At 30.7% G+C, this 22,952-nt stretch carries 13 protein-coding genes and 1 pseudogene; 5 read left to right on the top strand and 9 right to left on the bottom strand.

Translation table 11 applies throughout. The features are described from left to right. Positions 1-491: 491 nt before the first annotated feature. The 6 genes from K8354_RS08490 to K8354_RS08465 all read right to left on the bottom strand — a co-directional run bounded on the left by K8354_RS08490 (position 492) and on the right by K8354_RS08465 (position 6,544). The gene (locus K8354_RS08490; protein WP_223447224.1) at positions 492-857 is read right to left on the bottom strand and encodes a hypothetical protein; all 366 of its coding nucleotides are present in this window, start codon (positions 855-857) and stop codon (positions 492-494) included. Positions 858-1,048: 191 nt separating this feature from the next. Further along, positions 1,049-2,377 carry a sigma-54-dependent transcriptional regulator gene (locus K8354_RS08485; protein ID WP_223447222.1) on the bottom strand — a complete coding sequence of 443 codons (1,329 nt, stop codon included), beginning with the start codon at positions 2,375-2,377 and terminating at the stop codon, positions 1,049-1,051. 10 nt (positions 2,378-2,387) lie between these two features. Next, a complete protein-coding gene (locus K8354_RS08480; protein ID WP_223447221.1) occupies positions 2,388-3,470 on the bottom strand; it encodes a sensor histidine kinase in 1,083 nt (360 codons plus the stop codon). Then, on the bottom strand, positions 3,463-4,071 hold the full coding sequence (locus tag K8354_RS08475) for a hypothetical protein (protein ID WP_223447219.1): 609 nt from the start codon (positions 4,069-4,071) through the stop codon (positions 3,463-3,465). Before K8354_RS08475 ends, K8354_RS08480 begins: the two co-directional genes overlap by 8 nt. 232 nt (positions 4,072-4,303) lie before the next feature. Continuing rightward, positions 4,304-5,311, bottom strand: a complete 1,008-nt coding sequence (gene murB / locus K8354_RS08470; RefSeq protein WP_223447216.1) for a UDP-N-acetylmuramate dehydrogenase — start codon at positions 5,309-5,311, stop codon at positions 4,304-4,306. Between the two features lie 42 nt (positions 5,312-5,353). Beyond that, positions 5,354-6,544, bottom strand: coding sequence for a pyridoxal phosphate-dependent aminotransferase (locus K8354_RS08465; RefSeq protein ID WP_223447214.1), 1,191 nt, complete (start codon positions 6,542-6,544; stop codon positions 5,354-5,356). A gap of 170 nt (positions 6,545-6,714) precedes the next feature. On the opposite strand from K8354_RS08465, the gene K8354_RS08460 reads away from it, so the two are divergent. Next, positions 6,715-8,055, top strand: coding sequence for a retropepsin-like aspartic protease (locus K8354_RS08460; protein WP_223447212.1), 1,341 nt, complete (start codon positions 6,715-6,717; stop codon positions 8,053-8,055). On the opposite strand, the gene K8354_RS08455 is transcribed toward K8354_RS08460, so the two are convergent. Beyond that, on the bottom strand, positions 8,052-8,456 hold the full coding sequence (locus tag K8354_RS08455) for a DUF1573 domain-containing protein (RefSeq protein WP_223447642.1): 405 nt from the start codon (positions 8,454-8,456) through the stop codon (positions 8,052-8,054). The genes K8354_RS08460 and K8354_RS08455 overlap by 4 nt on opposite strands. A 123-nt stretch (positions 8,457-8,579) precedes the next feature. Here K8354_RS08455 and K8354_RS08450 point away from each other — a divergent pair, with 123 nt between their 5' ends. Next, positions 8,580-11,300 carry a valine--tRNA ligase gene (locus K8354_RS08450; protein WP_223447210.1) on the top strand — a complete coding sequence of 907 codons (2,721 nt, stop codon included), beginning with the start codon at positions 8,580-8,582 and terminating at the stop codon, positions 11,298-11,300. A gap of 141 nt (positions 11,301-11,441) precedes the next feature. Here K8354_RS08450 and K8354_RS08445 read toward each other — a convergent pair whose 3' ends face one another. Continuing rightward, positions 11,442-11,675 (bottom strand): hypothetical protein, encoded by a 234-nt coding sequence (locus K8354_RS08445; RefSeq protein ID WP_223447208.1) that lies wholly within the window; start codon positions 11,673-11,675, stop codon positions 11,442-11,444. A 348-nt stretch (positions 11,676-12,023) separates the two neighbouring features. Beyond that, positions 12,024-19,304, bottom strand: a complete 7,281-nt coding sequence (locus tag K8354_RS08440) for a choice-of-anchor D domain-containing protein (RefSeq protein WP_223447206.1) — start codon at positions 19,302-19,304, stop codon at positions 12,024-12,026. Positions 19,305-19,326: 22 nt separating this feature from the next. Here K8354_RS08440 and K8354_RS08435 point away from each other — a divergent pair, with 22 nt between their 5' ends. The 3 genes and pseudogenes from K8354_RS08435 to K8354_RS08425 all read left to right on the top strand — a co-directional run bounded on the left by K8354_RS08435 (position 19,327) and on the right by K8354_RS08425 (position 22,887). After that, positions 19,327-21,579, top strand: coding sequence for an ATP-binding response regulator (locus K8354_RS08435; protein ID WP_223447204.1), 2,253 nt, complete (start codon positions 19,327-19,329; stop codon positions 21,577-21,579). Between the two features lie 164 nt (positions 21,580-21,743). Further along, a pseudogene (locus tag K8354_RS18815) lies at positions 21,744-21,869 on the top strand (hypothetical protein); the annotation flags it as partial. 151 nt (positions 21,870-22,020) lie between these two features. Next, complete coding sequence (locus K8354_RS08425) at positions 22,021-22,887, top strand: OmpA/MotB family protein (protein ID WP_223447202.1); 867 nt, start codon at positions 22,021-22,023, stop codon at positions 22,885-22,887. Positions 22,888-22,952 lie beyond the last annotated feature (65 nt).

Raw genomic sequence — 22,952 nt, 5'->3', positions numbered from 1 at the left:
GGTCATTTCAATACAGAATTAGTCTAATACTCTTTGATGAAATCCATAATTTAGATGTATGTTTAGGATTTTAAAGGATGTAAAACAGGTAAAACATTGCTATGTTTTGCGAAAATCACGGTTCGAAGTAAAAATGAACTGCCTAATAAATTTGATGTTATTTTTTAGATTGAACTAAAATTGAGGAAGAGATTTGTAGTCTAGAGTAGAATATATTCTTATTTTAAACAACCAATTATATCATTTATAGGTATGATTCAGTCTACATAAATTGAATTATTTTTTGATTTATTAAAATTAAAAAAGAATTGGCTTAGCCTTCGTTACGGTAATTTTTTTTAATAAAAAGTAAGCGAAAAAGCAACGATTTATTGCGGCATTATAGGTCTAAAATGGTATTACTCATCGCAAACATTAATCTTGCTACAAAAAAAAACCTTAGCAATTTAACTGCTAAGGTTTATAATTTATTAAACATAAAAATGAACGCACTAACTTTTCACGAATTTAATTTCTCCAGATTTTAGAGCATCTTCAAAATTTACAGTAACACTCGGTATCGCATTATAAAATCGACCACCATCCTCTTGTTTTATGCTAATGATAGTACCACCATTTTTTTCTTTGGTAATTTTTGTAACTACTACTTTTTCTCCTTTTACTAATTTGTTACTGGCGATGCCTCCTCTTTTAATAATAAAATTTTTCTTCGGAAAATTAATATGCTTAAATTCATTTCCTGAAGGTTTTACAATTTCTAAAAGATCTCCTATTTTTAAGGTTCCATTTGATTCTTGTGCAGTTACACTAAAAATAGTGATGAATGCAATAACAGTTGTTATTAAATATTTCTTCATTTTAAAATTATTTAAATTATACATTATACTTTAATTACTACAATTATAAGAGCAATGTATGTGCCAAAGAAATATTTTTTTTAAATTAAAGCATTAACTATTTGAATTGAAGTACTTTAATTAATTATTAAGGAGTTTTAGTTTAATAAAAAGTGTGTAATAATTACCCGATAGGGTATTTAAGAACCGTTTTAATTGTCTAGTTTTTGTCGAAGTGTTTTTCTAGTAATACCTAGAATTTTAGCAGCTTTTGTTTTGTTATTATTTGTAGCATTTAATATTTTTTGGATGTGTTGTTTTTCTATTTCTTTAAGAGAAACTAATGCATCACTAGAAAAATCGATATTAATTTTTAAAGAATCTGGAAGGTGTTTTATCTCAATAATTCGATCGCACATAATTACAGCTCTTTGAATTACATTTTCGAGTTCACGAATATTACCGGGCCAACTATAACGCTCTAAAACTTTAGAGGCCTCTGGAGCTATTTTTATAAACCTATCTTTATATTCAAGTCCATATTTATATAAAAATTTATTTACTAGTAAAGGAATGTCTTCTTTCCGATCTCTCAAAGGAGCTACTTCAATTTCCACAACGGTAAGTCTATAAAATAAATCTTCTCTAAAAGTATCGTTTTTAATCATTTCTCGAAGATTACTATTGGTTGCGGTTACAATTCTTATGTCAATTTTTTCTGGTTTTTGAGCACCGACTTTTACGACTTCTTTTTCTTGTAAAACCCTTAATAATCTTGTTTGAACAGATTTAGGAGCATTACCAATTTCATCTAGAAAAATAGTGCCTCCGTTTGCTGCCTGAAAAAAACCGTCTCTTACTTTATCTGCGCCTGTAAAGGCCCCTTTTGTATAGCCAAACAATTCTGCTTCTAATAAATTATCAGGAATACCGCCGCAATTTACTGCAATAAAAGGAGCTCTAGCATATTTACCTTGATAGTGAATAGCACGCGCAACTAACTCTTTTCCTGTACCACTTTCTCCTTTTATAAAAATAGTAGCTTTATTATTTTTTACTCTTTCAATTATTTGAATAACATCATTAATTTTTTCTGAATTACCGATAATTTCTCCATAAGAATTTTTACCTGCTTGTTTTAAATTAGTTGAAGGAATGGTCAATTCATTTTTGGAATTCATTGATTTATCAACCGCAGCCATTAATTCATCTTTTGTAAATGGTTTTGTTAAATAATCTACTACACCAGACTTTATAGCCACTAAAGAATCTTGTACCGAAGGGAATCCGGTAACAATTAGCTTTGGTATTTCCGGATAATTTTCAGAGACAAATTGAATCAACTCAAATCCGCCTATTTCTGGCATTTTTAAATCTGTTATTAATAAATCTATTTGAGTATTTCTTAAAATTTCTACGGCCTCTTTTACTGAAATAGCTTTATAAACATGATAATTCCACGATTGTAAATGACGCTGTAAGAGTTCTAAAATATGAATATCATCATCTACTACTAAAATATTTTCTTTACGTAATTGCATATTCTTAACATCAATTTATTGGCAGTACTACTGTAAAAACAGCGCCTTTCATTTTATTGTTTTTTGCACTTATATTTCCCCTATGAGAAGATACAATACCATGCACAACACTTAAGCCTAAACCAGAACCATCGCCTATAGGTTTTGTTGTGAAAAAAGGTTGAAAAATTTTAGACAAATCTTCTTCTGTGAGTCCTTTTCCTTCATCAGAAATTTTTAAAACAATATTTTTTTTAGTTTTGTGGGCTTCTATGGTTACATGGCCTTTCTTTGGAGAAAAATAAATAGCATTCATTAAAAGATTAAAGATGATTTGCGTAAGCTGAATAGAATCTGCTTTTAGCCAAAGTTCTTCTTCTTTTATGTGTATAAAATATTGTACGTCTTCTTTTCTAAAGGTTGCATCTAATAATTTAACGGCATTTTTAATAATGGGCACAAAATTTATGAGTTCCATTTCTTGAGGCATTTTACAAGAAAAAAACATGAGTTTTTTTACAACCTCTCTAGAATAAATAGCATTTTCTATAATGGTATCTACATCGCTATTTTCTTCTTGCAAATCATTCTTTAATAGTTCTGCAAATCCTAAAATATTAGCCAAAGGTGTATTTAATTCATGCGCTATGCCTGCTGTTATTTCTCCAACAATACTTAAACGGTCTGCATGTTCCATTTGTCGTTTTAGTGAGGTTTCATTTTTTTGAATTTCTATTCGCTCTAAAAAACTACCCACTTTTATGGCAATATTGTCTATTAATAATTGCTCTTCGCTCAAAAAATCTTTTTTGGTATATGTATTTGGAGCTAAACAAACAAACAGCGTTCCTTTAATTTTTTTAAAAACGTTAATTTTAGCACTGATACTAACACTTTTATTAATTTTTTCTGTCGTAGAAATATTAAATGTATCTGTGTTAATGGTAACATGGGTACCTAACGGAAATTGAAATCCTTTTTTTATACTAAATACAATGGCTCTTAAAGCCTCTTCAATACCTTGATCTGCGGCATCGCTAATAATAGACGAAACTTCATATAAACAAGTTAATTCTTTTATACGTTCTTTTAAGGCAGCTTCGGTTTTATTCATGACCCGTATTTTTTGATTTTTTTACTCTGTAAAATATGGTGTATTGCAGTAGTAAGCCTATTAAGACGATGAAACCAATTTCTAAATTAGACATTAAATTATTAGTGTCTAAAGATTTTTGAGCTAAACCTGTTAAATGTTTGCTTTCAGAAATTTGAATTTCAGATAAATGAACTAGGTTATTTTTTATACTATTTAAACGATTGATGAGCGTGTCTTTTAGCATGCTTCCTTCGACTACTTTCTTTTCTTTTAAAATTAGATGAGCAAAATCTGTTTTTAACTTCTCAAAAATTTCAGCTTCCTTTATGGTTAGTTTTGTTTGGGAAAAATTGTCTAACAGCGCATAAAAATCTTTATTTAAATTCTTATTTTTATCACTTTCATCTACCTTGAGAAGTTGTTTTTGATATATAATAGTATTCATTTTATAGATAAAATCTTGAGCAACCACTCTGTCTGTGTGTAAAGTTGCAATAGTATTTTGTATCGTCTCAAAATGCCTTTTATCAATTCTATTGGTGGCAAAAACTAAAAGAAGAACTATAGTAACTGCTAAACCAATATTTATTCTGTTATAGATTGTAATATTTTTTGTCATTTTAAACATTATTTATGAAATTATAAGTATACAAATTATATGCCTAAAAACAAATAGATAATTAAAAACTTATAGTACAGTTGTTTATGTAAGGTTGTCTTGTTTTTTTACTGCGTAAACCCTACTTGCTTGGGTAATTTTTACTCGCTTTTAATAAGATTTAAAGCTTGTTTTAAATTGATTTTTTTTACCTCGATACTATAAATGTTTACATATTCTAAACATATATTATTTAAATAACATTCACTTCAATCTCTAAAGAAATTCCAAATATATTTAAAATACTTTTTTGAATATTTTGTGCTAATTGATATATTTCTTTCCCAGAGGCATTGCCATAATTAACTAAAACTAACGCTTGTTTTTCATGGACACCGAAATCGCCATAACGTTTTCCTTTAAAACCAGCTTGTTCAATTAACCAACCTGCAGGGATTTTAATTTCATCATTAGAAACAGTATAATTGGGCATCTTTGGATATGCTTTTTGAAGTTCTAAAAATTGTAATTTAGAAATTACAGGATTTTTAAAAAAACTACCACTATTTCCTATTTTTTTCGGATCTGGAAGTTTCGATTTTCTAATAGCAATGATGGCATCAGAAATATCTTTTAAAGTAGGGTTTTTAATGTTTTTTAATGCGAATTTATCTTCAATGGCACCATAAGAAGTATTTAAATTGTGCTCATTTTTAGTGAGTCTAAAACTAACAGAAATAATAATATATTTTCCTTTTACCGCATTCTTAAAAATTGAATTCCGATAACCGAATTTACATGCTATATTAGAAAAAGAAACTAATTTTCCAGTTTCAATTTCGAGTGCTTCGACCTGGGTAATGGTGTCTTTAACTTCAACGCCATAAGCACCAATATTTTGAATAGGGCACGTGCCCACATTGCCAGGGATTAAAGATAAATTTTCAATACCTCCATAATTTTGAGATACACTCCAAAGCACAAAATCGTGCCAATTTTCGCCCGCATTTACAGTAATATAGGCAGCGAAATGGTCTTCTTTATCAATAGAAATTCCTTTGATATTGATGTGGGTAACGAGTTGCTCAATATCTTTGGTCAATAACATATTGCTTCCTCCGGAAATTAAAAAAATATTTTTTTCAATTTTTAAAAGTTGTTGCAATTCATAAACAGAATTAATCGTAATAAAACGTTTGGCATTGGCAGCAATGCCAAACGTGTTATACTTTTTAAGCGATATATTTTTGAGAATATTCATGAATTTTTCCTGCAAGGATTTAAAATACTTGTAGGTTTAGCATTATTGATTGTATTGTTTTAAAGCTTCCGCCAATATTTTTACAGATGTAATTAAATCTTTTCTATTTAGAACATAGGCAATTCTAACCTGATTTTTTCCTTCACCTGGTGTTGAGTAAAATCCGCTTGCAGGCGCAACCATTATGGTTTCATTATTATAATTAAAACGTTCTAACAACCATTGTGCAAAATGATCAGAATCTTTTACTGGTAACGCGGCTACACAATAAAAAGCTCCTTTCGGATTGGCAACTTTTACCCCTTTAATTTTCTCTAATTCAGTAATTAACGTATTTCTTCTTGCCACATATTCCTCTTTTACATCATCAAAATAACTTTGTGGCGTTTCTAAGGCAGCTTCACTAGCAATTAAGGCGTAGGTTGGCGGACTTAAACGTGCTTGTGCAAATTTAATAGCCGTTTTTATAAATTCTTTGTTTTTAGAAACGATACAACCAATTCTGGCGCCACACATACTATAACGTTTAGAAACAGAGTCTATTACAATAGCGTTTTCTTCTAAACCGTCTAGAGACATTACAGAGTTATGTGTTAAGCCATCATAGGTGAATTCTCTGTAAACTTCATCTGCAATTAAAAATAAGTCGTGTTTTAAAACAAGTTGTTTTAATTTTTCAACTTCTTCTTCTGAATATAAATAACCTGTAGGATTTCCTGGATTACAAATTAAAATAGCTTTGGTGTTTTTTGTAATTAATTTCTCAAATTCCTCAATTTTTGGCAATGCAAAATTGGTGTCAATCGATGAAATTACTGGAATCACAGTAACGCCAGAAGCAGTAGAAAACCCATTGTAATTTGCATAAAATGGTTCAGGAATTATAATTTCATCACCAGGATTTGTAATACTACCCATGGTAAAAAGTAGTGCTTCAGAGCCACCAGTAGTAACAACAATATCATTCGAAGTTACATGAATGTCGTTTTTTACATAGTACTTGGCAAGCTTTTCTCTATAGATTTCAGAACCTTCTGATCTAGCATAGGATAACGTTTCAATCGTATTGTTTTTAACAGCATCTAGCGCTATTTGGGGTGTTTTAATATCTGGCTGACCAATATTAAGGTGGTATACTTTAACTCCTCTTTTTTTAGCATCTTCTGCATAAGGTACCAATTTTCTAATTGGTGATTCTGGCATTTGTGTTCCTTTTTTAGATATTGACGGCATATATTATTGTTTTTACTTTATGAAAGCACAAATTTGCGAAATATATTTTAGATGCGTGTTTTATTTTAGAATTCTTTAAAGGTTAAAAATTTATTAAAAAAAGAAGAGTCCAAATCTTAATTTGTATCTTCAATTATTATTAAAATAGATTACTTGTTAAAATATAATACTTGAAGCAACTCTTTTTATTTTCAATTGCCCTAATACTGCTACTTTCTGCGGATATAAATGCTCAAGATGGTTTTCGCTTTTTAAATGAAAGGGAAAATCATCAACGTGTTAATTTTAAATTGATAAATAATTTAATTGTTGTTCCCTTAAAAGTAAATGGTAAAAATTTGTCTTTTATTCTAGATTCAGGGGTTAGTAAAACAATACTTTTTAACATTTCTCAGAATGATAGTATTGGCTTAAACAATGTCGAAAACGTGCAATTGCGTGGGTTAGGTCTTGGTGAATCTGTAGAAGCTCTGATTTCTAAAAACAATAAAGTTTCGATTAAAAACGTGCTAAGTAACAATGAAGTTATCTATGTAATTTTAACAGATTATTTCGACTTGTCTAGTAAAATGGGAACCACCATTCATGGAATTATTGGGTATAATATTTTAAAGAATTTTATTGTAAAAATTAATTACAACTCCAAAAAAATTGATTTTTATAACCCAAAAACATACACTTACAAAAAATGTAGAAAGTGCGAAACTTTTGATATTGAATTTTATAGGAAGAAGCCTTACATCAATGCTCAAATTCAGATAGATACTGTTGGTACGAAATTAACCGATGTAAAACTTTTGATAGATTCTGGCGGAAGCGATGCTTTATGGCTTTTTGAGGATAGTAAAGAAAATATTAAAACGCCCATTCGTCATTTTCCTGATATTTTAGGAGAAGGCTTAAGTGGTCATATTTATGGAAATAGAAGTAGAATTCCGAAAGTTAAATTACAATCATTTGAGCTAGATAAACCTACAGTTTCTTTTTTAGACTCTATTTCTACAAAAAATGCAAGAGGTTTTAAAAGCCGAAATGGCAGCATTGGTGGTGGAATTTTAAGAAGATTTACGGTGTGGTTTGATTATCCTAATAAAAAAATTAAACTTAAAAAAAACAGGTCGTTAAAAGACGATTTTAATTATAACATGAGTGGTTTAGAGGTAGTTTATGCAGGTAAACAGTTGGTAAAAGAAAAAGATACAAGACCAATATCAGATGCCTTTAATCAAGAATTAGATTCAAAAAATTCGGTCAGTTTTATAACAAGTTTTTCGTATAAATTTAAACCTTCTTTTAAAATTAATAACGTCGTAAAAGGATCTTCTGCAGACAAAGCGGGCTTATTAAAAGATGATATTATTTTAAGTATCAACAACAAACCAACTTACGAGTATAAACTTGGTGAAATTATTCAAAAATTTAGAACCAAAGACAAAGCAAAAATAAGAATGACAATTGAACGAAAAGGGATAAAAATGAAATTTGAATTTAGATTAGAGAAAAAGATTTAACTATCAGAAAGCATATTTTTTTCTTTTTGTAAAGAACCACCGTTATTCACAAAACCTTTAATTCTAATTACTTTTCTAGAATTTTTTGCATTTGAAAAAATAGTAACAGTTTTAGAAAAACCTCCCAACCTACTGGTATCATAAGAAACTTTAATTTCGCCTTTTTCTCCTGGCATTACTGGTTTTTCTGGTTTTTTAGGCACTGTACAACCACAAGAAGATTGAATGTTTTTTATAATTAAAGGCGCATCACCAGTATTGGTAAAAACAAAAATTCTTTCACCTTTAGCGCCTTTATGAATTTTGCCATAATCAATGGTTTCTTTTTCAAACTTAAATTCTTGGGCATTAAATGATATGGAAATAAAAAAAGTGAGCAATAAGGTTCCGAAAGCTTTCATCATAAATGGTTTATGAAGTAAAATTAAGACTATTATTTTGTTTTAAAAAATCAACTACTAATTTTCTCTACAAAATAGAGTTTTGTATTTTTGTCAGCTATATCCCAAAAATTATTCCAAAGTATGATAATTCCATCTAAATATGATGCAAGTAAGGTAGAAGATAAGTGGTATGACTACTGGATGAAGAACAATTACTTTCATTCAACACCAGACGAAAGAGAGCCTTATACCATTGTAATTCCTCCTCCAAATGTTACCGGAGTTTTACACATGGGGCACATGTTAAATAACACCATTCAAGATGTCTTGATTAGACGTGCACGTTTATTGGGTAAAAATGCCTGTTGGGTTCCTGGAACGGATCATGCTTCGATTGCTACAGAAGCAAAAGTTGTTGCCAAATTAAAAGAGCAAGGAATTAGCAAAAGTGATCTTACTCGAGAAGAATTTTTGCAACATGCATTTGATTGGAAGAATGAATATGGCGGCAAAATTTTAGAACAATTAAAGAAATTAGGTGCTTCTTGCGACTGGGAAAGAACTGCTTTTACCATGGATCCAGAAATGTCTGAATCTGTGATTAAAGTTTTTGTTGATTTATATAACAAAGGTTTAATTTACAGAGGATTTAGAATGGTGAATTGGGATCCGGAGGCAAAGACTACGTTGTCTGATGAAGAGGTAATTCACGAAGAAAGACAAGGAAATTTATATTATTTAAAATACAAAATCCTATCCCCAACCCTTTCCGAAGGAAAGGGAGTGCAGCAACAAGCGCTTCACAACAGTGAGAGTTCCTCTCTTTCGGAGAGGTTAGAAGAGGATGAATATTTGGTTATTGCGACAACAAGACCTGAAACTATTTTCGGAGATACAGCCATTTGTATCAACCCGAATGATGAGCGTTTTGCGCATTTAAAAGGAAAGAAAGCGGTGGTGCCACTTTGTGGACGAATCATTCCGATTATTGAAGATGAGTATGTAGATATTGAATTTGGTACAGGTTGTTTAAAAGTAACGCCTGCCCACGATGAAAACGATAAGAATTTAGGAGATAAGCACAATTTAGAAGTAATCGATATTTTTAATGAAGATGCTTCTTTAAATTCTTTCGGATTGCATTACCAAGGAAAAGATCGTTTTGTTGTGCGTAAAGAAATTTCTGAAGAACTAGCGGAAAAAGGATTTTTAGTAAAAACAGAAATTCATACCCATAAAGTAGGAACCTCTGAAAGAACAAAAGCGGTCATAGAACCAAGATTATCAGATCAATGGTTTTTGAAAATGAAAGATTTAGCAAAACCGGCTATTGATGCGGTTTTAGGTGAAGATGCTGAAATCAATTTATATCCCAAAAAATTCGAAAACACCTATCGTCATTGGATGGAAAACGTTCGTGATTGGAATATTTCTCGTCAGCTTTGGTGGGGTCAACAAATTCCTGCGTATTTTTATGGAGACGGAAAAGAAGATTTTGTGGTTGCAGAAAGTAGGGAAGAAGCTTATCAATTAGCGGTCTCTTCGGGTGTAGTCGAGAAGTCTTTTAAAATTGAGAATTTACGTCAAGATGAGGATGCTTTAGATACTTGGTTTTCTTCTTGGCTCTGGCCAATGTCGGTTTTCGATGGAATTCGGAACCCTGAAAATGAAGAAATTAAATACTATTATCCAACAAACGATTTAGTGACAGGTCCGGATATTTTGTTTTTCTGGGTGGCAAGAATGATTGTAGCAGGATATGAATATAAAGGTGAAAAACCTTTTCAGAATGTATATTTAACAGGATTGGTGAGAGATAAACAACGACGAAAAATGTCGAAGTCTCTTGGGAATTCTCCAGATGCTTTAAAATTAATTGATGATTATGGTGCAGATGGTGTACGAGTTGGTTTGCTTTTGAGTTCTGCAGCCGGAAACGATTTAATGTTTGAGGAAGATTTATGTCAGCAAGGAAAAGGATTTGCAAATAAAATTTGGAATGCTTTCCGTTTGATAAAAGGGTGGGAGGTTGATGCAAGTTTACCACAGCCAGAAACTTCAAAAGTTGGTTTAGTTTGGTATGAAGCAAAATTTCAAAAAACATTAGCAGAAATAGAAGACCATTTTTCTAAATACCGTTTGTCTGATGCTTTAATGGCGATTTACAAATTGATTAATGATGATTTTTCTTCTTGGTTATTAGAAATTGTAAAACCCGCATATCAAAAACCCATTGATAAAATTACGTTTGATGCCATTATTGAAGTTTTAGAAAATAATTTAAAAGTATTGCATCCGTTTATGCCATTTTTAACGGAAGAAATTTGGCAATATATTGCAGAAAGAACTCCGGAAGAAGCATTAATTATCTCAAAATATCCGATTCTGAAAAATTTTGATGAAAAGATTATTACTGATTTTGAATTCGCAGCAGAGGTTATATCCGGAATTAGATCCATTAGAAAAGATAAAAATATTGCGTTTAAAGATGCGGTAGAATTGTTTGTAATAGATGCAGAAAAGCAATCGAAGGAATTTGATGGTATTACTCAGAAATTAACCAATGCATCAAAAATTACGAGTGTTTCAGAAAAAGTAGAAGGCGCTTCTTTTCGGGTAAAATCGAATGAGTATTTTATACCAATTTCTATTGAAAGTATAGATGTTGAAGCAGAAATTAAAAAACTAGAAGCTGAACTAAAAAGAGCATCAGGTTTTTTATTCGGAATTACTAAGAAGTTGTCTAACGAGCGTTTTGTTGCGAATGCACCCGAGCAAGTAATTGCTTTAGAACGTAAAAAAGAAGCCGATACTTTAGCAAAAATAGAAACTATTAAAAGTAGTTTGGCGAGTTTGCAATAAATGTTCAAATAAAGAGAAAAACACTTTGTAAGTTTTTATTTTAAGAGTTGTAATTTATAGGAATTAAAATCAAAAAAAACGAATTGAATAGAGCAATTCGTTTTTTTTGATTTTAATTTTTAATTCGGAATAAAAATTAATTTATTTCTTAATAAATTTTTTAATAAAATTATTACCATTCTGATCAACAATTCTTTCAAAATCAGAACCAGGTGCTTCTGGACTAGCGGCTTGTGCTTTTTTAGGATACAAAATTAAATAGGTGCCCAAAGCTGTCAATGTAGCATATTTACCGTAATTTCCAATTTTTTGTATTGCCTCTTTTCTTGTGATTTTTTCAGGACTTTTTGCTTGATCTTCTAGTTGTTTTTTCATCTTTTTATTATTTTTAATGGTAATATGATTATTTTTTAATTAGTGTTGTTCGATTAAAATTAGCTAAAGTGTTTTAAAGTATTGATAATCTTGATTTTCAAGATTTTTTAAGTAGTACACCTTGCTATTAAAACCGCTTTAGAATTTATGATGTATCGAAAAATTTAAAATCATAATAATATTGTTTTTCAGTTAGTTACATTCAAGTCTTTGTTCTTGATTCTAACAGCGAAAGCGGTCTTTTTATCTTTTATCGGACAACAATGTTTTTTAATAACAACCTCATAGACACTAAATTCTTCTATTCTATGGTGTCATGAGGTATCATTAAATTTAATTTTTTATGAATTATTCTATTATTATTTTTTGAGTTTTGGTGCCTTTTTCAGATATTAAGGAGACTATATAAACTGCCGATTTTAAGTTTGGCAACGCAATATCATTACTTCCTTTAGCTACAAAATTTGTTGTAAAAACTTCTTTCCCTAAAATATCGTACACTATTATTTTTGATTGCTCATTGTACATTCCTGTAATTCTTAAAGTATTGTTATCTTTTTTATAAATTTTGATGACTGCACTAAATACTTCATTGTCTGTAGTTAAAGCATTCGATTTTGTATGTAAAAAGAATCGTTCTGCTCCTTCTAAAGCTGTTTGGGTAGTTAGCATATAATCTTCTTCATTTAAATTGATAAAAGCACCTGTTTTTGTGTCTTCTAAATAGGTGTAAATACCTGATGGTAAGTTTACACTTTCCGCAGAAATAGTTATTGTTTTGTTTGCTTCAGATAAAACACCTACAGGAATAACCATAGTTTCTAAATTTGTATTTGGTAAACATTGTAGGGCAAAAGGCACACCTGTATTATCACTTACTAACTCCGTAAAAATACTAAAAGAACTAGATTCTCCAGAGAAAACTCCTGCATCATAACCAGGATCTAAACCTGTTGTGGTATTTTCTAAATATTTAATTTTAGTACTTTTTGTTGTATTTTCTTTAGAAATAGAAAGTACTATTTCTGGTGTTGTTGATGTTGTTTTAGAAAATAAATTAGCTGTTTGATGTTTTTGTATAGATTCTGGAATACTAAGAATTGCACCTCCATCTACAGATTCTACAAAAAAGCCTTGACCAGGTGCTGCATATTTAGCAACTTCATCTGAATGGTTAATAATGTCATAAGAAGCTGTAACTGCATTCCATTGATAAACAGCTACTCTTGTAGGATCTAAATTACCTGCATTTACTGTTAAAAGGTTATTGGTAGCATCTGCATCATCATTTAAAGCTATTGATGATGTGTAGGGGTTTCCAACTAAATTCCATTTGTTACCTACGCCAGAACTGTTGTCTGAAAGTGTAAAGTTAGTTTCAAAATTAGTATTTAAATAACCAGAAAAATTAATGGTTCCTGCAACAGATTTCTTTACTGAATAGCCTTTTCCCTCAAGTAAGTATCTAGAAGGCAAATTAATGTCTTCACTACCGGTTTCATCGGTAAAATAAATATACCTATTAGATGCTAAACTATTGTCATATGTTGATAATGCATATTTGTTTCCATTAGTGTCTACAATATCTTTAAAGTTACTTATTTCGAACATATTAACTGGAGATGAAATTAAATGCCAATCAGAAGTTACATACCTTTGATAGGTTACTTTTTCAATTCCAGTATAATTTTCTTTTAATATTAAAGAACCACTATGTGTAGCGTTAGATTGTACAGTTAGCGTTCCATTTTGCGTCAATATATCGTTTATCGTAATAGCGTATTCTGGTGATATTATTAAAGTACCATCTATGATTAATTCATTTACATTTGCTACCTCATCTACAACTGCACTTACTCCTGCACTTATCATAGTGTTTTCTGCTGTAGTTGGTACTGTACCAAAAGACCAATTACTAGCTTCGCTCCATAAATTATTTGTGGTACCTAAAAAAGTATTTATAGGAGCCTCAAAAACAGTTACTGTATAGCTTTTTGTATCTGTGCCTCCATTACCATCACTTACTTCTAAAATTACTTGGTGTTTCCCTTTTTGATCTTTTGTTGGAAACCAGTTTAACATGTTTCCTGTTAATGTCATCCCTTCAGGAAATTCTATCATTGTTAAACTTAATACGTCTGCTGTATCTGGGTCAGAAACTTCAATTTTGGTTGGGTATTCACTCATAGAAGTTGATATCGCTGGTAAATCTTCTGTCTCTATTTTTGGTATATTATTACTTTTTGCACTAATAAAATTAATAGTTTCAATATTAGATAGGTTAGATTCTATCAATTCTGTACCATCATCAAAAAGAGCTGTTACTGCAAAGTTGTATGTTCTACCTGGCAAAATATCTTTAAAATCAAATGATGTATTTGCGCCAACGCCTTGACTTGGGCTAAAAAGTGTTAACGCACTTTCATCGATATAAACAATATATTGGTCTGCTTCTGGAACACTGGTCCAAGAAAGTGCAATAGTATCTTCAAATTTTTCTGCGACTAATGTTGTGGTTGGCACTGAGGATGGATTGTTGATTGTAAAAGTATCAGTTGCATACACAATTGTTGCGGTATTTGTACCATCATCTATTCTGCCATAAACATAATAGGTTCCGTTTTTTAAATCGTTTGCATTCCAAGTAATTTGATCTGTGTCATCATTTTCACTAATACCACTTTGTATTAATAAGCCATCGCCTCCTTCATCATCTGTATCATAATAAAACGCTATGGTTGCATCAGAATCTTGGTCTGTATCTTCCCAAGATATAAGGATATCATTTGTTGTAGTATTATGATTAATATTTATGTTGCTTAATTGTGGGGCAAATTCAGAAGTTACTACATCAAATTGATAAGTATCAGCATCATCTATTCTATAGTAATACGTGCCAACAGGTGTGTTTTTTAGAATATAATATGCTTTTTTTTCTGCGTCGAAAGTACTGTAAAACACCCCTAAACTTTCAGCATTTTCGGGAGTCACTTCTGTTCCATCAGGTAAAATAAGTGTGTAACTTGGTGTGCTTGTTGTACCCTCTACTCTTACAATAACATTTTCATGACTTTGTGTTAAACTAAAAGGTATATCTGATAACGCAGATGACGATGCTGACTTTGCAAACAAATTCTTTTTTGCTTCTATAATTAAACTTTGACCCTCTAAATGATCTTTTGCTTGGGCAATTTGATCGTTTTCAAAAACTAAGTTAGAAGCACTTTTTAGCTGAGACTTCCCTGCAACTTTCCCTAATTTATCATTAGCACTAATAAAATTTGCACCCAAAGTTACCTTACCTACTTGATTCATAGCAACATTCATTCTTAGTATTTCTAATACGTCTACTGTTGCATCCATACCAAAATTATCTAAATGCGCTTCTGCTTCACCAACTGTAAATGGTAAAACTGAATTAATTGGTCCGCAAACAAAACAAGGTGCTTGTGGTATTGTTACTGCAAGTTTTGCATTTGCTTCTAAGAAAAGTTGATTACCAATATTTTCTATTTTCGCATCTAAATTACCCACGAAAATGGTAAATAAATCTACATAAGCCGCTACTGAAAGACTTTTAGATGTCATTTTTAAACCTGCCTCAGCAACATCTGCTCCTAAAACCTGTAGCCCTCCACTCGCGTCTAAAGACGTACCAATAGTATAGGCAATTGTCATATTATTAAAACGCATTGCATCTGTTAAACCTGGAACTGAAGGAGAGATATCTACTCCTAAACCAAAGGAAACGGGGGGTTCTTGCAAACCACTAATAAAACCATTTCCACCGGACAAAGCAAAACCTGTTTGTGCAATTGGTATTCCTGGAGTTACTTCTATTTCTAAAGCAACTTTATTTAAACCTCCATTAATAATTTCAATTTCTGCACCAATCCCTATTTCTTTGCCTAATAAATCAAAACCTACTGTAGCTGCTCCACTATAGGAGTTTGTAAACGTATCAAAAGTAATGTTTGCATCTTTTAAAGCAAAGGTGCCAAAAATATCTATATAAGGACTAATACCTACTGAACCTGTAACATTTACTCCATTGGTTTTAGAGATTTGTATAGCTTCCATATTAACACCTTGGTCTACACCAAATACGGCAGCTGGCAATGGTATTTTACCACCAAGTTCTACCCCGTCACCGTTTGCTAATATTTTTATTTTAGTAATTTCTAGAGGAATACCCACCATCTCAAAAACAAAGTTTGTAGTATCTGCATCGCTTGTTAAATCAATTTCAGGTATATCAATATTAGCTACAAAACTATATGCACCTTTTTGTAAAAGCACTTTTTCTCCTCCAAAAGGGCCAATTTTCGGAATGTTTGTTACATAAATATCTCCATTACCTGTAATTTCATTCGTGTTTAAATTAATAGTTACAACACTATCAAACTCTAAACTATTCCCTGCTGATACATTACCTTCTAAAGTTGCAATATCTGATTCGATTGTTAAATTATCTGCTCTAAAATGCATACCTCCTACAATTACCTCTTCAGCTTTTACAGCAAGACCAGCTACTGGAATTTCAAAAGATGTAGTTGAAAAAAATGGCGCTCTTGGTATATTTGTATTTATTATAATATTTTCTTGTTTTAGCCCTACTTCTCCAGTTGGTGTAAAGGTTACTGTTAATGCTACAGTTTCTCCTGGAGCGATATTAGTTTGCGGAAAATTAGAACTTGTTATTCGAAACATTCCTTGATTACCGTCTGCACTAGCTTTAAATATATCTAAATTCTCAGTACCAACATTTGTAATATGTATGGTTTGTTTGCTTGTTCTACCAAGACTCGTATCTAAAAACGTTATCGGATTTTGTTCTTCATTTGTTACCTGAAATCCTGGGGCCGAAACACCTCCTGTTACAATAATTTCAGCAGTATTAGATTTATGATATAATGAATATGGAAAATCTGTATCATTCATTACTAATTGTAATCTAGATTGATGTGTATCACCTTCTAAAGGACTAAACGATATCTCTATATTACTTGTACTTCCAGCAGGGATTGTAATTGGAAATGTATTGGTATGCAGTGACATAGCACCTGAGCTACCTATACCCCAAAACCCACTAGTAATAATTAAATCTCCAGTACCATTATTGGTAATCGGTAAGTTTGTAGCAGAAGTTTCGCCAGCTTCCGTTGTTGGTAATTCTAAAAGATTTGAAGCTACCGTAAACGTTGGTATTTTAAAATCGGTTGGAGTTGCTGTTAATGCTATTGTGAAAAGACTTTCTTTTGTAGTATCATTATGCACAATTTGTAAGTTTGCTTCACTACTACGATCTATTTCTGTTGATGTAGGATCTATAAGAACCTCAATATCATACGTTTTTCCTGGGCTAATTGTTATAGGTAGCGTAACATCTTGCAAACTAAAAATAGCATTAGCCGTATTTGTAATCGTTGCCTCTGTAATCACTAAATCTGTTGTGCCTGAATTTGCTAAAGTTATGACTTTAGTTTGGGTACGATTATGTCTTACTTGTCCAAAGACACCACTGTTGGTTGCACTAATTAAAGGGGTATTGCCTTTTCCTAATAAGCCAATGATTTTATCTTCTACAAAATCTCCTTTAACTGTTAAAGTTGCTACTCTTGTACCTGCAGTTTGTGGGCTAAAAATTACACGAACGGTTTTGCTATTGGATGCCGCAATTGTTAGAGGAAGAGTAATGTCTTCAAATTGAAAATCAGCAGCATTAGCGCCATTAATAGTCATATCTGTAAGCAATAAATCTCCATCACCATCATTGGTAATCTGAAACAATTTGGTTCTTGATTGCACCACTGCTTGTGTATCTAAAAAATCTAACATTGGACTACTTACAAGCAATCCTGGAGTTAAGGTGTTTCCTGTTAAATTTATGCTTTGTGGTGAGTTAGTATCGTTACTAACAATCTCTATTTGAGCAGTTTTATTCCCACCTGAAGTAGATAAAAAATTAACTTGAAAAGAGGTCTCTGCACCTGCATCAATAATTAAAGGAAAATCAATTTCAGAAAGGCTAAACTTTAACCAGTCAGGACTAACACGAATCCTTATGTCGTCAATAGTTACAGCATCTGTTCCATTTGTATTAGAAAGTGTAATGGTTTGTGTTTTTGTTAGCCCTATGTTTACATCACCAAAATCAATATTATCTGTAGAAATTTGTAAATCTGAATCTATGGCACTACCGGTTAATGTAATTTCATGCGGACTGTTTGGAGCATCACTCGTGTACGTAATTTTTGCTTGGTGTGTTTTGCTTTCTGCAGGAGTATATCTAACAAAAACAGTAACAGCATTCGATTCTCCTTGACCAACGGTTTTAATTTCATTGACTGATACAATACTAAATGAACTAGCATCTGCGCCACTAATGATACCACTTGATAAATTTAAATTACGATTCCCATTATTGGTGATGCTAAAACTTAACGTTTCATCTTGACCAACTCTTAATTCGCTAAATGTTAAATTAGACGTAGAGGATGTGAAATTAGAATTAACACCATTTGCCGTAATATTAATAATTTCGTTTGTAGCATTTACCGTTTCTATACTTAGTCTAGCATATCTAAAACCCATATCTCTTGGTGTAAATGCTATGCTAATATCTTGCGAACTATTTGGAGCAATGTTAAATGGAAATGTAGTTGGCGAGATTAACGTATAATCTTCAGGATGCGAAAAATCGCTACCAACGATAGGCGTAATACTTAAGTTAGAGACAACTAAAGTACCAGCTCCTGTATTGTTAATGGTAATATTCTGTGTAGACGTTTCACCTAAATTAACATCTCCAAAAGCATAAGGTTCAGGTAAAAAGTTAATTTCTAAATTTGGCTGTAATACAGCTCCTTGCAAGTTTACAATATTTGGGCTACTGGTATCATTACTACTAATTTCAATTCTTGCCATTCTGTTATTATTGCCACTAATTGCTCCTGTCATTTCTGGAGAAAAACTAACGGAAATTGCATCTGCTGTGCTAAAAGCTGGCACTATTATTGGCAAATTTAAATCTGTAGGTAATGAAAACTGTGTTTTATCAAAGTAATCTTCTAGCATCGTTATGTTCGAAATGGTTAAAGGAGAATTACCTTTATTTTCTATTATTAAATTTTGAGAAGTTGTTGTGTTAATATCAATACCTCCAAAATCAATAGTAGCATTGTAGCTAATTTCTGGGACTAATGCCACTTCACTACTACCACTTAAATTAATAATGTGTGGACTATCTGGGGCATTTGAAACAATGGTTAAAACTGCTGTTTTATTTCCTGCTGAAGTAGGACCAAAACCTATCATAATTGGTAATGGAAATTCTGGATCTACATAAAATGGTATATTATTACCAGATGCATCAAACTCACTTGCATTAGACCCTGTAATGGTGATGTTAGTTATTTCATAAATGCTCGCTCCATCGCTAGAGGTTGGAGTAAGTTCCATACCACTAAATTGCCCTACATCTGTACTCTGAAAATTTAGAGGGTTTGGTGTATAAGTAATCGATTGTTGTGCTTTTACCGTAAGAAATGTTCCTAACAGTAATAGAATCAACGTAAATTTAAATTTACTTGATTGATTTTTTATTTTTAAATCTCTGCTCTTCATCATTATGTTTTTAGATGGAACAAAAGTGAAGAAAAGAAATAGCATTATTGTTTCAATCTTCATCACAACTGTATCAAGAATAGTCAATTTTGTAGCAATAGCAGTCAATTTTGTAGCAATAGAAATATTAAGTCTAAAAAGGATTAGAATTTGGGATTCTTATTTTCTATTTTTGAATTCTACAGATACTAATGTAATGAAATTGAAAGATTTTTATAATAAAATTAAAGATATAGGTGTAGACGATAACTTAACAAAGTTAGAAACTAAAAGAGTTCGTTTACTAAATATTTTTTGCTTTAATTGGTTTATCATAGAGCTTGTTTTTATGGCTAAAGACGGTTTTTTAATTGAAAACCCCACATCCCAAATCCTTACTCATTTTAGTGTTTTTTTAGGACTAATAATTACCTTTTTTTTTCAATTTAAAAAAATGTACAAGACTGCTGTTTTCTTATTCTTTTTCTTTCTTATTTACGGCATTATTATGTTTACAAACGTTATAGAAAAAGGTATTTATTTAGAGTATATGTATATTATAATTCCTGTTTTTTTATTATTATTTACAAATAACAATTATGTTTTATACGGCACATTTATAATTTCTTACTTATTATTTGTAATTCCTGTAAAGTTATCATCATATTATCCAGAAGGTGCTTTTGGTTCTCCAGTACTAATTTTATTGCAATTTTTTGCTTTCTTTTTTTTGGTACAATACTTTAAAAAAGAAAATATTGCAAATGAGGCAAAATTAGAAAAACAACGAAAAGAATTAGAAAATTTGAATAATTTTCAATCACAGTTTTTTATCAATGTTTCTCATGAAATTAGAACCCCTATAACCTTAATGAAAGGTGAAATTGATAAACTTCATCAATTTAAAAATACTGTTTTAGAGAAAGAAAGCAGTAACATTGAACAAGGATTAAACAAACAAATTAACAAATTAAAAAAAATTGTCAATGATGTTTTAGATCTAGCCAAAATGAAAGAGCCCAACTTTACACTAGAAATTGAAAAAGTTTCTTTGAATGCGTTAGTGCGTAAATTATATTTATCCTTTGAAGCTGCGTTTCAACAACGCAAAATTCTTTTTAAAACTACTATCCCTAAAGATACGTTTTGGGTAGAAATAGATACTGTTTTTTTTGAAAGAGCTTTAAATAACATTATTATAAATGCCATAAAGTACACGCCTAAAAAGGGGGCGATTTCAATATCTTTACAACAAGAAAGAAATCATGTTTTACTAGCTATATCAGATACAGGAATTGGCATTTCTAAAGAAGATATCGATTTGATTTGCAATCGATTTTATCAAGTAAATAATAGTATAAACAAAGCTGGTGGAAGTGGTATTGGCTTGGCTTTTAGTAAAGAAATTATAAACTTACATAAAGGTATATTAAAAATTGATAGTCAATTAAACGTAGGCAGTACTTTTACAATAAAACTGCCTTTAGCAATAGAAAGCTCTAGAAATTCGGTTAAAGAGCCAACCCATTTAATTAATACACCATTACAGGTAGAAATACCTTTCATAAATGAAAGATTACATCTTCTTATTGTAGATGATAATTATGAAATGAGAGTTTATTTAAAATCAATTTTAAAAGATTACCACTGTTTAGAAGCAGAAAACGGACAAGAAGCCTTAGAAATATTAGAGGTTCGTAAAATTGATTTTATTTTAACAGATAATATGATGCCTATTATGGATGGTGTTGAACTGATAAAAAAAGTAAAAGAGAATAATATTGATACGCCTATTTTAATGCTTACCGCTAAAACTGAAAGCAAAAGTAAATTAGAAGTTTTACGTTTAGGCATAGATGATTTTTTAAACAAACCTTTTGAAAGAGAGGAGCTAATTATTAGAATAAAAAATGCCTTAAGAAATTACAAAAAACGAACTGAATATTTAGAAAAAGAAACTTTAATAGATAGACAAATTGTTAAAAGCGATTGGATTAAAGGGGTGGAAGAATTTATAAAGAATGAAAGTAGTAACAGCAAATTAGTGAGTGAGGATATAGCTGCTTTTTTAAATGTTTCAAGAAGTACTTTACATAGAAGGATAAAAAGCGAAACAGGTCTGACCCCAAATAATTTAATTAAAGAAATTAGATTAAAAAAAGCGTTTAGAATTATTGAATTAAACCCCAATGTTTTATTAAAAACAGTTGCTTTAGAAGTGGGCTATTTGCATACCTCTCATTTTTCTACTATTTACAAAAAACGTTTTGGTAAGAGACCTTTAAGAGAAAAAAATTAATAGTATTTAAGATCACTTACTAGACTTTACTTTTAGTAATTTAAAAACCAACTAGCTTTTCTATTTGCTTATTTTAGATGTTAAAATCTATATTCCAGATCATAAATAAATAAGGACTACAAATTTAAAGAGCCATTACATTAGTAAAAATTCTTTATTTTTAAAAAGAATCTAACGAGCGTTTTGTTGCGAATGCACCCGAGCAAGTAATTGCTTTAGAACGTAAAAAAGAAGCCGATACTTTAGCTAAAATTGAAACTATTAAAAGTAGTTTGGCGAGTTTGCAATAATCTTAAGATTTAAAATAATTACAAAAACAAAACCATAAGAGTCATTTCTTATGGTTTTTTAATTTTTAACATACATAATTCGAAAGATAAATTGATCCATAAAATATAGTGTACTTTTAAACGTTTAAAGGTTAACTATAAAATGGTAATTATGAAAAAATTATTCATGCCAATCGCTATTTTGGCAATATTAACAGCATCGTGTGTTTCAAAAAAGAAGTATGTGGAACTAGAAACAAAGTATGATAACACTATAGGAAACTTACAAAAAACAACTATAGAGAAAGAAAAGTTAGAAGCGAGATTCGCAAAAATTGAAGAACGCGTTGTTACTTATAATGATAAAATTAATTCTTTAAAGAGTGATAACGTTTCTTTAAAAAAGCAAAATGATGTTAAATTAGATATGGTTGGGAAGACAGCGGTAATATCTAACAAAACAAAAGAAAATATGAGGAAAACACTTAAAAAAGTAGATCCTGCTCTTTTGGCAGAAGCAAAAACTTTAAAAGATTCCTTAAATATTGCTGTTTCTTATGGTCTAAAAAAGTCTATGGATACTTCAGATTTAACAAATTCTGATGATATTGATATCCATATAGATCAAACAGTGGTCATGATTTCTGTGTCAGATAAACTATTATTTAACACAGCAAGCTATAATGTTAAAAAAGGAGCGTATCCGCTTTTAGAAAAATTGGCAAACATTATAAAATCAGAACCTAGTATGGATGTGATGATTGAAGGTCATACAGATTCTAGAACTATAAGCAATGCCATGGTGCAAGATAATTGGGATTTAAGCGTAAAAAGAGCAACATCGATTATCAGACTTTTAGAAAACAAGTATAATATAGAAGGTAAAAGATTAATAGCTTCTGGTAGAGGTTCTACAATGCCTTTGGTAGAAAATAATAGCAAAGAAAACAGAGCAAGAAACAGAAGAACTAGAATTGTTATTTTACCAAATTTAGATAAATTTTTCGCTTTACTGAGTGATGAAGATTTTAAAGATTAAAGTTTCGTTTTTTTTCAACCTTAAAGAGGCTGTCTTAAAAGGCAGTCTTTTTTTTTGCATTTTTT

Source organism: Polaribacter litorisediminis (genome assembly GCF_019968605.1).
GTDB classification, from domain to species: domain Bacteria; phylum Bacteroidota; class Bacteroidia; order Flavobacteriales; family Flavobacteriaceae; genus Polaribacter; species Polaribacter litorisediminis.
Note: the sequence above shows the minus strand (reverse complement) of the source record. Positions and strands in the feature narration are given on the sequence as shown.

What these genes read in the sequence shown, in the direction of transcription:
- K8354_RS08465 (WP_223447214.1), bottom strand. Translation starts at nt 6,544, where the DNA reads ATGCCGTCAATATCTAAAAAAGGAACACAAATGCCAGAATCACCAATT.
- K8354_RS08425 (WP_223447202.1), top strand. Translation starts at nt 22,021, where the DNA reads ATGAAAAAATTATTCATGCCAATCGCTATTTTGGCAATATTAACAGCA.
- K8354_RS08450 (WP_223447210.1), top strand. Translation starts at nt 8,580, where the DNA reads ATGATAATTCCATCTAAATATGATGCAAGTAAGGTAGAAGATAAGTGG.
- K8354_RS08480 (WP_223447221.1), bottom strand. Translation starts at nt 3,470, where the DNA reads ATGAATAAAACCGAAGCTGCCTTAAAAGAACGTATAAAAGAATTAACT.
- K8354_RS08485 (WP_223447222.1), bottom strand. Translation starts at nt 2,377, where the DNA reads ATGCAATTACGTAAAGAAAATATTTTAGTAGTAGATGATGATATTCAT.
- K8354_RS08445 (WP_223447208.1), bottom strand. Translation starts at nt 11,675, where the DNA reads ATGAAAAAACAACTAGAAGATCAAGCAAAAAGTCCTGAAAAAATCACA.
- K8354_RS08475 (WP_223447219.1), bottom strand. Translation starts at nt 4,071, where the DNA reads ATGACAAAAAATATTACAATCTATAACAGAATAAATATTGGTTTAGCA.
- murB (WP_223447216.1), bottom strand. Translation starts at nt 5,311, where the DNA reads ATGAATATTCTCAAAAATATATCGCTTAAAAAGTATAACACGTTTGGC.
- K8354_RS08490 (WP_223447224.1), bottom strand. Translation starts at nt 857, where the DNA reads ATGAAGAAATATTTAATAACAACTGTTATTGCATTCATCACTATTTTT.
- K8354_RS08455 (WP_223447642.1), bottom strand. Translation starts at nt 8,456, where the DNA reads ATGAAAGCTTTCGGAACCTTATTGCTCACTTTTTTTATTTCCATATCA.
- K8354_RS08440 (WP_223447206.1), bottom strand. Translation starts at nt 19,304, where the DNA reads ATGATGAAGAGCAGAGATTTAAAAATAAAAAATCAATCAAGTAAATTT.